This window comes from Ensifer sp. ENS10, from assembly GCF_014852025.1.
Taxonomy (GTDB): domain Bacteria; phylum Pseudomonadota; class Alphaproteobacteria; order Rhizobiales; family Rhizobiaceae; genus Ensifer.
In genome coordinates this window covers 278,811-290,712 of record NZ_JACVAS010000005.1, presented here as the reverse complement: position 1 = coordinate 290,712, position 11,902 = coordinate 278,811, and the positions used below count along the sequence as shown (strand labels likewise).

Genomic DNA, 11,902 nt, shown 5'->3' with positions numbered 1-11,902 from the left:
CTGACTTGCCGCTGGTGACGCTCTCGGCGGAAGACATCTGATCATTGGCACGCGGTGACTGAGCCGGCTCTTTTCAGGTTGCTAGAACCTATGGAGCACCCAACCCCGCTCCGGTGGTTCGCACGGAACGCCCGGGATGAGCCGTGCTCAAAGCGAACGGATCAGGCGGAAGATCTCACTCGGAACATCGGTCGTGATCTGGCGCACTTTCGCCCCCACGAGCGTACGCAGGATGGAGTCATTGATGTCCCGGCCGGGATTGACCGTCCAGGCGTCCGTTTCAATGCCGAGGTCGAGCAGGCGCGCAACGAGGGGAAAGCCCTGGTTTTCTGCGGCAACAATGGCGTCGAACCGGAGGTAGGCAAGACTCACGCCGGTGCTGCGCCGCTCGATGTGGCGCAGCAACCGCTCTGGATCGCGCAGGTCTCGCTGGCGGGAAACCGCCAGCATCGGATCGTAGCCGAGCCGGGCTCCGGGAATGGCCGCGGCGAGACGGCGTGCCTCATCCAGATGATGCGAACCGACGACGATGGCGTCCGCTAGCCCGGTGACGGCCGCTGCGGCATCGGCCACCGCCGAATCCGGAAGCGTGTGTCCTTCGAGCAGCTTGAGATCGAGCTGAAGGTTGGCCGATGGCGCTCTCGGTAGTCTTTGAAGCGGGGCCACGAGTTTGGCGAGCGACAGGACCGGCGCATCGGGATCGGGGGCGCCTGCTGCGTCCCGGTGAAAAAGCCCCGCCATCGATGCGATCGGCGTGCGCGGAACGCGGCCGCGGCCGGTCGTCGATGGACCGAGCGTCGCATCGTGGAGAACGGCGAAGCGGCCATCGGCAGTGCCGAGTATGTCTACCTCGAGGCTCGCGCCGAGCTGCCAGCCGAGGGCGAGGTTCGACCGCTTGAAGGGCGCCTCGGCGAGGCGCGTGCGCAGTTTGTGCCACTTGAGCCGGACAGGGCCATATGGGCCCTCGACGGCCACCGGCGCGTTCGACGTCTGGTTGCTCGTCTCAAACGCTGCCACTGGCGCGCCCTTCTCCTCTCCCCACCGAGAAATGGGGCGGCTGTCGCTCGATCGTGTCACGTCGGTGCACGAACATGCGCGCCCCCAATGAGCTTCTGTCGCGCCGTCTCGAACACAAGCGAGTTCTCGGGCAGGAAACCGATCTTTACCTGCTCGCCAGTCGAGTGCACGGCGGACGAACCCTGTTCAAGCACGCGCACGGCGCCCATGCCGGTTTCGACGACATAGAGGATCTCCCGGCCCATCGGCTCGATCTGCACGATACGGCCGGCGAAGCCGGTATCGCCGATTCTGAGGTGCTCCGCCCTCAGCCCGACTGTCAGCGCCCCGGACGCGCCCTCGACCGGAAATCTGGCGCCATTCACGGTGATCGTTCCGGCCTCGGCTTCGCCGGCAATGAGGTTGATGGGCGGCGAGCCGATGAAGCCGGCAACGAACAGGCTCGATGGCTTGAGATAGAGGTCGTCCGGCGTCCCGACCTGCTCGATCCGGCCGGCGCGCATGCAGATGATACGGTCGGCCATTGTCGTCGCCTCGATCTGATCATGCGTGACGAGGACGGTCGTCACGCCGAGTTGCGCGTGCAGCGACTTGATCTCGGTGCGCATCGAAAGGCGAAGCGAAGCGTCTAGATTGGAGAGCGGCTCGTCGAGGAGCAGCAACTGCGGCTCCTTCACGAGGGCGCGTGCAAGGGCGACGCGCTGCTGCTGGCCACCGGAAAGCTCGCTGGGACGACGGTCCAGCAGTTCCGCAACACGGACAAGGTCCGCGGCGGTCTTCACCTTCGCGAGAGCTTCGTCGCGTGGCGTTTTCTTGAAGCGCAATGGAAACAGGATGTTGTCGCGCACGCTCATGTGCGGGTAGAGCGCGTAGGATTGAAAGACGATGCCGACATTCCGGTCGCGTGCCTCTACTTCGTTGACGATATGGCCGTCAAAGAGGAGCTCGCCGCCGCTCGGAAGATAGATACCGGCGAGCATGAACAGGCTCGTCGACTTGCCGCAGCCGGAGGGGCCGAGAAGTGCGACGAACTCGCCGTCCTCAATGACGAGGTTCATATCGGGGATCACCTCGACGGCGCCGAAGCGCTTCACCACGTTACGGAACTCGATCTTCGCCATCTTCTCAGCCTTTCACGCCGCCGATCGACATCTGCATGAGATACCGCTGCGCGGCCATGTAGAGGATGAGACTCGGGACAAGGTAGAAAACTCCGACCGCAGAGACGACGCCGTAGTCCACTCCCATGACATCATCGCGCACCCAGTACATGTAGAGGCTCATTGTCCAATTGCTGTTCCTGATCAGGAACGTGAACACGAAGATGTATTCTTCCCAGCCGCGGATGAAGGTGAACACTGCGATGGCGAGGATGCCGTTCCTGACCTGAGGCAGCACCACGCTCACGAATGCCTGCCGTCGCGACGCGCCGTCGGTCAGCGCGCTCATCTCGATGTCCCATGGGACTGCGTCGAAGAAGCCCTTCATGATGAAAATCGCAAACGGCAGTTCGAAGGCGACAAGCACAAGTATCACGCCGGAAAGCGTGTCGAGCAGCCCGATCCAGTAGAGCATCAGGAACATGGGCACGATTAGCGTCAGCACCGGGAAAGCATGGAGCACCAGAAGCGAGCGCAGCATCGAGGAGCGGCCGGGGAACTGGAAGCGCGACAGGTAATAGGCTGCCAATGAGGCGACGGTGACGACGATGGCAGTCTGTGTGCCGGCGATCAGGATCGAGTTGCCGAAGGCATGCCAGACGTTGGGAAACTGGACCGCGCCTTTGACTTCGCCGATCCGCGACCTCACCACCGAGGCGAAGTCCGGCTCCCACAGGAAGATGAAATTGCCGAGGTGCAGGTCGGGGCCGACCAGCACGGCAAAGGCGAAGATAGCGATCGCGGCGACTGCGGTGAGGCCGATCCATAACTGGCGCCGGCTTTGCGCGAGCGCGGCAATGAGCCAGAAAGCGACGACGGCCGGAACGACCACGGCCATCGAGCGCCACAGAACCGCCGTCTCGGCAACGCCGGTCCTGGCCGAGAAGGCGATCGTGACGAGCCAGAAATAGGGGAGGATGATCGGCAGCGACACGGCGATCAGGAACGCGTAGAGGACGACCGCCTTGGCGCGCCGAACGCCACGCGCCCGCGCTGCCACTGCATCCCAATCGACTGGCGGTTCGGATGCCGCCGTGGACAGCTCGGGGATCGCTTGCGCGGCCATCTCAATGCACCTCGATGCGCGGGCGCTGCAGCAGGCGCTCCATATCAAAGAAGCGCCAGCCGATGAGCGCGACGACTACGCCGATGACGATGAGAAAAAGTGCCAGCGCGGCTCCGTAGCCATATTGGCCGCTTTCGAAGGCGCGGCGGTAGACGTAAAGTGCATAGACAGTCGTGTCGTAGAACGGACCGCCCTTGGTGAGGAGCAGGATGTATTCGAAGCTGACCAGCAGCGAAAGTGTCTGGTAGATCGTCACAAAGCTGATCGGCCAGCGCAGCGCCGGCAGGGTGATGAAGCGGATCTTTGCGAAGGTCCCGGCGCCGTCCACTGCCGCGGCGTGGAACAGGTGCTCCGGGATCCCGCGGATCGCGGCGGTGAAGATGATCATGCCCATCGAAGCGCCGATGAACCCGTTCGAGATGATGATGAGCGCGACCGGCGCCGAGGTCAAAAGGTCAAGCGGCGCGTCGAGCCCGAACGCCTGCATCAGGACCTGGTTTACGAGGCCAGCTTCGGTGGGGCTCACCGCCCAGAGCCAGAGCAGGATGTAGAGGACTGACGGGCTCATCCGCGGTAGCAGCCACACGCCCCGGAAGAAGCTGCCGGATACATTCCTAATCGCCGTGGTGGTGATGGCGAGGATCAGGCCAAAGGTCACGTTGAAGATCGCGAGCGTGCCGAAGACGTAGATGAAGGTCAGCCCAATGACCTGCGACAACCGGCGATCAGTTCGAAGGACCTTCTCGTACTGCTCGGTAGTGAACTCGCTGATGCGGAGCGAGCGGCTGAGGTCGGTAAACGACACAGCTATATCGATGATCACGGGGACGACGAAGAAGAGGATCGTCAGGACGATCGCCGGGCCGAGAAAGATCACGAAGTTCGTGCGCCTGCGCGCCGCCGACCCCGCATGGCCGCGCCGCTCGATCGTGAGTTCATCTGCTATCGTCGTCATCGATTAGCTCTTACGGCGGACCTCGCAGCCGCCGACCCGGGCGCGCCGGGTCGACGACTCGAGACCGATCGGACTTATTTGACGATCACGTCCTCGAGGGTGGACGAAGCCTCCTCGATGACGAAATCGGCTGCTTTCTCAGCTGACAACCGCCCCGATTCTATGCCCTGAATTCCGGCATAGATGATGCCGTTGAGTTCGCCGAACTGCGAGTTGTTCGGCAGGAACTTGGTGATCTTGAGCAGGTCGGTTGCCCTGGCGAGCGGCCAGGCCTTGGCATAACGCGGGTCTTCGAGTTGTTCGGGTTTGATGCCGAGATGCGTCGTTGTGACCGCGTGATCGGTGTTGAGGTCGGCCGCCGAAGCGTGGCCAAGCAGGCGGGCGGCGAGTTCAGGCTCCTTCGTGTCGGCAGCGATCGCATAGACGATCGGATGCGTCAGACTGACCGGTGAACCGCCCTTCTGCGGTGCAGGCCCAGCGATCCAGCCCCAATCCGCGAAGAAGGCTTTTTCGTCCTGAGGCAGCCCGTAGGTCGGGAACCCGACGCTGCCGAGATCCCAGATGCCGTACATCCAGAATGCGGCGTTGCCGGTGTAGAATTCCTTGCGCAGCGCATCGAATTCCATCGCCGTGTTATTGGCCGGGATGACCCCTTCCTTCACCCCGCGTTCGAACCAGCCGAAGGCGGCAGCGAGCTTGTCGCGCTCCAGGAGCAGTTTGCCGGTTTCGGGATCGACGAAGCCGCTGCCGTAGGCCTGGAAGACCATGATGTAGTCCGGACCCTTGTTCGGCCGGTGAAGCACACCGTATTGCGCTTTTGTCTTGTCGACGACCTGCTTGGCGATCTCCAGTACCTCGTCCATCGTCAGGTCGCCCGACAACGCACGCTCCGGCATGGCGTCGACAAAGGCAGAGTCGTAGCCGGCCTCGCGCAGGAGCTTCTTGTTGTAGAAGAACATTCTCGCCTCGGCGTCCTGCGGAATTGCGTAGGTGCCGTCGGGACACTTCGCTGATGACCAGAGCGACGGAAAGATCGTGCCGAAGTGTTGAGGGTATTTGGAGATATAGTCGTCGAGCTTGAGAACGAAGCCATCTTCCTGGAAAGCGCAGATCCATTCGTGTGCGGCGATGAATATATCGGGGCCTTCACCGATGCCGAATACCTTGAGAAGCTGCAGTGCGTCGTCGTCGAAGCCCTTGGCGGGGCTCTCGCGCACAGCAACCTCAACGCGCTTGGGGGAGCCTTCGGCCGCGAGTTCCTTGTTCAGCCGCTCGGCAGCCTTGACCACATTGCCAGGGCGCAGCGGCCCCGAAGGATCCTGACGCGACCAGAGCTCGAGCTTCACGGTTTCTTGCGCTAAGAGTGGCGTCGCTGAAAGGAACGCCGCACTGCCCCCCGCTAATGCCGCGCAGAGAAGCGCAGCCGTTCCGATTTTCCAGTGAATCATCCTGGTTTCCTCCCGTTCCGCGGCACGCTTTTCATCGTGTCGTCATTGTTGTTGCAATGCTGTGCAACACGATTATGAATGCGCTTCGGAGAATGTCCAGCGGGGTCAAAGCAAGTGTCGGATACCAGAGACAGCAACCAGGGCCGCTTCGTGAGCGCCCAGGCAGTCGCCGAGCTTGCGGGTGTGTCCCGATCGGCGGTCTCGCGGGCATTCACCCCTGGCGCAAGCATCGCACCTGCAACGCGGGCGCGGGTGCGAGAGGCAGCTGCGGCGCTCGGATACCAGGTCAACGATCTCGCCCGCGGGCTTCTCGCCAATCGGAGCCGGCTGGTGGGACTCGTGACCTCCGACGCCGATACTCCGTTCCGGGCCCAGATGATTTCGGCCCTCTCGTACGCCTTGATCGAGCGCTCCAACGTGCCGGCGATCATCAACATCGGGCCAACAGCGGAGGATGTTGCGAATGCCAGCCGCCAGTTGCTGCGCTATCGGGCGGAGGCGACCATCTTCCTCTCTGGCTCGCCGCCGGCAAGCCTTGTCGAGCTCACGCGACGAAACGGACAGCCGCTGATATTGGTGAACAGGGCCGAGACTGGCCTCGACAGCGTCCATTGCGATGACAGGGACGGCGCGCAGCAGGCCTTTGAGGCCCTGCGCATGGCTGGAGCCTCCCGTTTCGCCGTGATCAACAGGGCGAATCCGAGCCCGAGCCTCTCCGCCCGCGAGCACGCCTTTGTTGAATTTGCCGCCGCTTCCAGATTCGAGACGAAGATCGTTCGCGTCGGCCGCGCCGACTATGGTGGCGGAAAAGAGGCGGCGCGACAGCTGCTGGCGAGCGGACCGGCGCCCGACGCGATTTTCTGCGTTAATGATCTCATGGCGTTCGGAACACTCGATCACATTCGCGGCGCGGGCCTGCGTGTACCCGACGACGTTTCCGTTATCGGCTTCGACGATGTGCCGGTCGCCGCGTGGTCCTCCTACCGTCTGACCACCCTGCGGCAAGATCCCCGGCGGATTGCCCGGGAGGTCGTATCAATTCTCGACCGGCGCCGAGCCGATCCCGATTTGCCGCCGATTTCCGTCTACTTCCCGGTCGAACTCGTCGTTCGCGAAACAGTCAGAGCGCGCTTGTAGAGAAGTCGCGCTCTTACGATGGAGGAGCATATCGAATGGCCTTCAGCTTCCTTGCCCGCGACGCGGGACGTACTCATGTCTGCGGCCACCGCGGCTACAGCCTTCATTATCCGGAGAACACACTGCCAGCATTCGAAGCAGCAAAGGCTGCAGGGGCGACCACGGTCGAGATCGACGTCGTGCTGACCGCAGACGGTGAGCCGATCATTCTGCACGACCTGACCGTCGACAGGACGACAGATGGACACGGCTTTGCGGCAGACCTCCGCCTCGAGCAGATCCGCAAATTGGATGCGGGGGTTCGGTTTCATCCCGCTTTCGCCGGAACGAAGATACCGACCTTGGCGGAGGCGCTCGATTGGGCGAAGGCGGACGACATGGGGCTTGTGCTCGAGATCAAGGAGGCAGAGCGGCCGGACATCGCTGTTGATTGCGTGGCAGCCTTGCTGAGATCGACGGGAACTGTCGACCGGGTCATTGTCATCAGCTTCGACCATGTGGTGCTGAAGCGCGGGGTCGAGCGCCATCCGGGCCTGCGGACCGAAGCCATTACGCATGCTCGCCACGCCGACCTAGTCGGGGTGTTGAAGGCGTGCAGCGCGAGTTCGGTCTCGATCGAGCTCGACATGTTCCGCCCCGACGGTGCGAAGGCGCTGCATGCAGAAGGCTTCAGCAACCGCGTACACGTGCCTCGCCCAGATGTTCTCGCCGAGTATTGGCGCGGCGGACGCGATCGGTTGCCGGAGCTCGTGCAATGGATCGCCGACGGGCTCATAGACACGATCTCGGGTGATGACGTGCCCTTCATCGCCATGCTCGTCAGCCGCGCCGGTCGCGCCGGCTCAGCCTCCCCGAGGTGAGACGACACAGCAGCTCTCGGCGATGGTCGAAGGCGTGCATGGGATATAGTGAGCGAGGCAGACCACAGATTAGAAGTCTCGTGGGGGCGGGCAGGCTGGTGTTCGGAACTGGGTACAATCCAGTTGCGGCCGCGCTCTTTTCGGCGAAAATAGGCGCCGGTGCCCTTCTGAACGGCCAGCCGATGAATGCGGGGACCATTCGAAACGCACACAAGAAGCTGCGTGGGTAGCTCTGAATGAGGGCCGAGAGTCGATGAAGGCCGTCTTCGTTCTGTTTGACTCGCTCAACCGACACGTGCTCGCCCCGTACGGCGGAAAGCGGGTCCCGACGCCCAATTTCACCCGCTTGGCCGAGCGCACCGCGATGTTCGACCGCCATTATGTCGGCAGCCTGCCCTGCATGCCGGCGCGCCGCGACCTGCAGACCGGACGGCTCGGCTTTCTCCACAGGAGTTGGGGGCCGCTCGAGCCGTTCGACAATTCCTTTCCCGAACTGCTGCACCGGGCCGGCTCCTACAGCCACCTCGTCACCGACCACTTCCATTATTTCGAGGACGGCGGTGCCACCTATCACACCCGATATGACAGCTACGACTTCATCCGCGGTCAGGAGGGCGACCCGTGGAAGGCAATGGTGCAGCCACCATGGGAGCGCTTGCGCCAGATGTATCATGAGCGCCAATTCAGCCCGTCGGCCCGCGACAAGTTTCGGCGCAACATCGTGAACCGCGAGTTCATCAAGGACGAGAACGAGTTCCCATCGGTGCGCTGCTTCGCCGCCGGGTTGGAGTTCCTCGAGCAGAACCGAACCGCCGACCACTGGCTCCTGCAGATCGAGACGTTCGACCCGCATGAACCCTTTACCGCGCCCGAGCGGTTTCGCGAGGCATTCAGGACGGGCTGGAACGGTCCGGTTCGCGACTGGCCGCGCTACGGCCGGGTCGACGAGCTGCCGGAGGAATGCGAAGAACTCCGCGCCAACTACTACGCTGTCATCGCGCTTTGCGATTTCCTCATCGGACAGCTTCTCGACTATTTCGATGCGCACGATCTTTGGCGCGAAACCGCGCTCGTTGTCACCACCGATCACGGCTTTCTTCTAGGCGAGCACGATTTCTGGGCGAAGAACCGGATGAATATGTATGAGGAGATCGTGCACATCCCGCTCTTCCTGCACGATCCGCGCCGGCCGGGAAGAGCCGGCACCCGCCGGTCCGCTCTGACTCAGACCATCGATCTCGCTCCGACATTCCTCGATCTGTTCGGCGTGGAGACCGTTGCCGAGATGCAGGGGCACTCCCTCCTGCCGCTGCTCGGCGCCGATCGTTCGCTGCGGCGCGGCGCACTGTTCGGCTATTTCGGCGGTGCGATCAACGTGACGGATGGACGCTATACCTATCATCGCTTCCCGCCCGATCCTCGCTCTCAGGAGCTTTATCAATACACGCTGATGCCGACTCACATCTGGGAGCCGTTCACGCCGGAGGAACTCGCGGGAGCCTCGCTGGCACGGCCGATGTCCTTCACGAAGGGAGCGCCGGTCCTCAAGATCCCGGTGATCGAGAGATCGCCCATGTTCGACAACTACGGTCCCGGCGCGCTCCTTGAGAATGAAACCCGACTCTACGACCTCGCTGATGATCCAGGGCAGAATACGCCTCTTTGTTCCCCGGAGATCGAAGAAGCAATGACGCGTCTCATGCGGGATCTCATGCGCACCAGTGATGCTCCGCGCGAAGCTTTCGCACGTATTGGGATCGAAGCTCAGTAACGTAAGACGCTTGTCAGAGCTGCCGTTCGCCCACCGACTTGGTCATCCGATTCAACTTGGAACGCGTTTTGCTACTCATGGTCACGGTCTGTTTCGGCCAACTGCCCGGATCAGGGCCAGCACCCCGCCCATAAAGCAGGTCGAGCGCGGAGGTCGCCTCGTCGGAAGGGCCGATCTCGGCGACCATGTCGAATATGGGGTGGAGACCGAAGTCGGTACGCTTTCATTATCGACCGACGTTTTTTGGCCAACGCTGATGTCATACCGGGCTTGAAGAATCGTGGGCAGTGCATTGATCACGAAGTACACTTCTCTCATTACGAAAAGGAAAGAACTATGAGCATGCATGAAGCAGGTCTCGACCGGCGATTTGCACTAGCGAAATCGATTGCCGAGGAGGCGGGGGCGCTCGCGCTCGACTACTTTAACAAGCGCGATACCCTGGTGATCGAGACCAAGCGCGACCCGCAGGATGTCGTCTCGATTGCCGACCGAAACGTCGAGATGCTGATCCGAGCGCGCGTCGCCGCGGAGCTTCCGGAGGATGGGTTCCTCGGCGAGGAATTCGGCCACATGGAGGGTGCTTCAGGCTATATCTGGGTCGTGGACCCGATTGACGGTACCGCGCCATTCGTCAACGGTATGTCGACGTGGTGTGTCTCGATCGCGGTTCTGCATGGCGGCGTGCCGGTGATCGGCATGATCCATGCGCCGTGCGACGGCGAACTCTATGCTTCGGCCGCTGGCAAAGGCGCGAGTCTCAACGGAAAGAAATTGAACCTCGATCCGTCTCGTACCATCCAGAACGCCATCACCGGGATTGGCTGCAATACCTATGTAGAACCGGAGCGGGTTGGCCAGATCATCGCCGCGCTGCTCCGCATGGGCGGCAACTTCATCCGCAACGGCTCCGGCGCGCTGATGCTCGCCTATGTCGCGGCGGGTCGTCTGGTCGGTTATTACGAGCCACATATGCACGCCTGGGACTGCATGGCAGGTTACTGCCTGGTGAAGGAAGCCGGCGGCGACTACCTGTCCTTCCCGGGCGAGGGCGAAGCCTTGTTGAAGGGCCACCCAGTACTGGCCAGCAATCCGACGGCCTATGCCGATCTGTTGGCAATCCATGGCCGTTGAGCCTGTCGCAATTATTTGCCTGACACTCAAGTTGTTGGTGAAGAGGGGCTTCGGTCAGTTTGAGGAGCATTAGCCCGTAAAGTCTTTTCAGTTCGCTTTGCGCTCAAAAGGAGCGTGCCGCGAAGGGGCAAGCGCTCGCCATTACACGACCGCGTCGTCTAAATTTAGGCTATTCGCAGCAGCCGCAATAAACGAAATAAACGAAAGAGACCGAAGTTCCCTGGGGCTCAACACTGGCCCTATTGATATTCCTGGTCTGCGGTTCGAACCCCTTCAAGGCGACAGAATTTATGGCGCTGTCTTGGCTGAAATCAGCCTCATGGGTTAGTCGGCAAATACTTTGCCGATGTGATCGAACGCGCGGGCGACGGTTGCACGTGGTGGTGCGTGTGCAGGATCCTGTTCGGCTTCGACGACCAGCCATCCTCGATAGACACTGTTCCGAACGAAGCGAGCGATCGGAGTGAAGTCGACGATACCGTCGCCTGGCACCGTGAACATTCCGCTGCGCACGCCGGCATTGAAGCTCAGGTCGCCGGTCCGAACCTCCCGCATCACCGATTTGCGGACGTCCTTTAGGTGGACGTGCACGATGCGATCGGAGAAACGCTCGATGAGCTGCGTATAGTCGAAACCAGCTGCGACCGCGTGGCCCGTGTCGAGCAGCAAGCCAACTTCCGTGCCGGTCTTGTCGAAGATGTTGGAAATTTCATCGAAAGTCTCTGCGACCATCATCAGGTGGTGGTGATAGGCAAGCGCAAGCCCGTACTCGCCCGCAAGACGGCTGGAGAACTCCGTCAATCGCGCTGCATAAGCTGCCACGTCCGCCGTAGGCATGATCAACCTCTGCGACATCGGTGCGTCCAGTGGGGATCCTGGCGTCATCATTGCAACCTCGCCATAGACCATGACTTTGCAGCCCACCGCCCGCAGGAGTTCAGCATGATCGGCATATTATGAGTGACATCTAAAAGCAAGATAGATGACAATCAAAATCTATCAAAATTATGCTGCCGCCGCGTCAGCCTGCCTGATGAGCCACCGCCTGTCGGGCCGCTGAAAGGTGCTCTGGCTGCGATCCCGACGGCCACCCAACCTCCGTCTTTCCAATTATTCAGCGGGCGGCTCCGCGCCGAATGCTGTGGGCGGGATATCCGTGGCCGGCATTCCACCATGCCGTAGGTGCTGGCAATCGTGGCGCTTCGATCGAGCGACGAACGGGACATGCCGACATCAAACTGCCTCGGGCATCCCGGCAATGCGAGTGTTTGTCAGTCATATAAACAAACCTGTAATACAAGTTTGACATATGTTCGATAATCTGTCTAAGTATGTGTTATACAGGATGGCTCAG

Annotated in this window: 9 protein-coding genes and 2 pseudogenes; 5 read left to right on the top strand and 6 right to left on the bottom strand. The window is 61.5% G+C overall.

The window, feature by feature from the left end; genetic code table 11:
• Positions 1–147: 147 nt before the first annotated feature.
• The 5 genes from IB265_RS19770 to IB265_RS19750 all read right to left on the bottom strand — a co-directional run bounded on the left by IB265_RS19770 (position 148) and on the right by IB265_RS19750 (position 5,646).
• On the bottom strand, positions 148–1,017 hold the full coding sequence (locus IB265_RS19770) for a glycerophosphodiester phosphodiesterase family protein (protein WP_057251586.1): 870 nt from the start codon (positions 1,015–1,017) through the stop codon (positions 148–150).
• 56 nt (positions 1,018–1,073) lie between these two features.
• Positions 1,074–2,138, bottom strand: coding sequence for an ABC transporter ATP-binding protein (locus tag IB265_RS19765; protein WP_192495071.1), 1,065 nt, complete (start codon positions 2,136–2,138; stop codon positions 1,074–1,076).
• A gap of 4 nt (positions 2,139–2,142) precedes the next feature.
• Positions 2,143–3,243, bottom strand: a complete 1,101-nt coding sequence (locus IB265_RS19760; RefSeq protein WP_192495070.1) for a carbohydrate ABC transporter permease — start codon at positions 3,241–3,243, stop codon at positions 2,143–2,145.
• A 1-nt stretch (position 3,244) separates the two neighbouring features.
• Positions 3,245–4,198 (bottom strand): carbohydrate ABC transporter permease, encoded by a 954-nt coding sequence (locus tag IB265_RS19755; protein WP_113736858.1) that lies wholly within the window; start codon positions 4,196–4,198, stop codon positions 3,245–3,247.
• A 74-nt stretch (positions 4,199–4,272) separates the two neighbouring features.
• Positions 4,273–5,646, bottom strand: coding sequence for an ABC transporter substrate-binding protein (locus tag IB265_RS19750; protein ID WP_057251590.1), 1,374 nt, complete (start codon positions 5,644–5,646; stop codon positions 4,273–4,275).
• Between the two features lie 78 nt (positions 5,647–5,724).
• Between IB265_RS19750 and IB265_RS37600 the strand changes: the two are divergent.
• From IB265_RS37600 to IB265_RS19730, 5 genes and pseudogenes are all read left to right on the top strand, one after another.
• Positions 5,725–5,877 (top strand): annotated as a pseudogene (locus IB265_RS37600) (hypothetical protein); the annotation flags it as partial.
• A gap of 108 nt (positions 5,878–5,985) precedes the next feature.
• A complete protein-coding gene (locus tag IB265_RS19745; protein WP_309140408.1) occupies positions 5,986–6,783 on the top strand; it encodes a substrate-binding domain-containing protein in 798 nt (265 codons plus the stop codon).
• Positions 6,784–6,818: 35 nt separating this feature from the next.
• Entirely contained in the window at positions 6,819–7,643 is an 825-nt protein-coding gene (locus IB265_RS19740) for a glycerophosphodiester phosphodiesterase family protein (RefSeq protein WP_057251592.1), read from the top strand.
• A 253-nt stretch (positions 7,644–7,896) separates the two neighbouring features.
• Positions 7,897–9,414 carry a sulfatase-like hydrolase/transferase gene (locus IB265_RS19735; RefSeq protein ID WP_112997348.1) on the top strand — a complete coding sequence of 506 codons (1,518 nt, stop codon included), beginning with the start codon at positions 7,897–7,899 and terminating at the stop codon, positions 9,412–9,414.
• A gap of 336 nt (positions 9,415–9,750) precedes the next feature.
• Complete coding sequence (locus tag IB265_RS19730; RefSeq protein WP_057251594.1) at positions 9,751–10,548, top strand: inositol monophosphatase family protein; 798 nt, start codon at positions 9,751–9,753, stop codon at positions 10,546–10,548.
• Positions 10,549–10,872: 324 nt separating this feature from the next.
• Here the strand turns inward: IB265_RS19730 and IB265_RS19725 are convergent.
• Positions 10,873–11,484, bottom strand: a pseudogene (locus IB265_RS19725) (TIM barrel protein); the annotation flags it as partial.
• Positions 11,485–11,902: the final 418 nt, after the last annotated feature.